This is a genomic window from Streptomyces sp. WG5, from assembly GCF_049974565.1.
Taxonomy (GTDB): Bacteria; Actinomycetota; Actinomycetes; order Streptomycetales; family Streptomycetaceae; genus Streptomyces.
Map to the genome: position 1 here is coordinate 1 of NZ_JBNGGC010000152.1, position 771 is coordinate 771.

A 771-nucleotide genomic window follows, 5' to 3' on the forward strand; every position below is an offset into this window, starting at 1 on the left:
CGGGGCATCCCCGCCCCGCCGGCTCACCAGCAGCAGATCCCGCACCCCGTACTCGGTGACGAGATGCCGCACGAACAGACCGCCCAACGCACCACTGGCACCCGTCACCAACACCGTGCCGTCCAGCACCAGCGGCCCGGCCTCCGGCTCCGCCACCGCACGCACCAGACACGGCACCAGGAGCGCACCTTCGCGAGCGAGCATCTCGGACTCCCCTGCGGCCAGGGCAGCGGCAACCGCCTCCGTGGGCAGGGCCCGGTCGTCGAGGTCGACCAGGGCGAACCGGCCGGGGTGCTCGGTCGCGGCGGAACGGACCAGGCCCCAGACCGCCGCACCGGCGAGGTCACGAACAGTGACGGCGTCGTCGGCCGCCATGGCCCCCCGCGTGACGAACACGAGGCGGGAGTCGGCGAAGCGGTCCTCCTCCAGCCAGGCGTGCACCAGTGCGAGCGCGCCGGAGACCCCGGCGTGCACCGCTTCCGGCAGCACGCCCTCGGCCTCTCCGAGGGTGACGAACACCAAGTCCGGCACGGTGTCGGATGCACCGGCCAGGGCGGCGAGATCGGTGTGACGCGGACCGTCCAGAACCGGTGCCCCGGCGTCCACCACAACCCAACTGGTCGCCACGGAGGGCGAAGTCGTCTCCTGCCCGGTCGGACGTGTGGTCCATTCGAGCCGGTAGAGGCAGTTCTGTCGGTTGTCGTGTGCGGTGTCGATCTGGTCAGGCGAGACCGCGCGCAGCGCCAGTGACTCCACCGACACCACCGGGGC

General features: G+C 72.2%; 1 protein-coding gene. It reads right to left on the reverse strand.

Features of this window, described 5'->3' with window-relative positions:
• Nucleotides 1-771 (reverse strand): SpnB-like Rossmann fold domain-containing protein (locus tag ACP4IX_RS36325; RefSeq protein WP_426558936.1); only part of this gene is annotated, 771 nt, incomplete at both ends.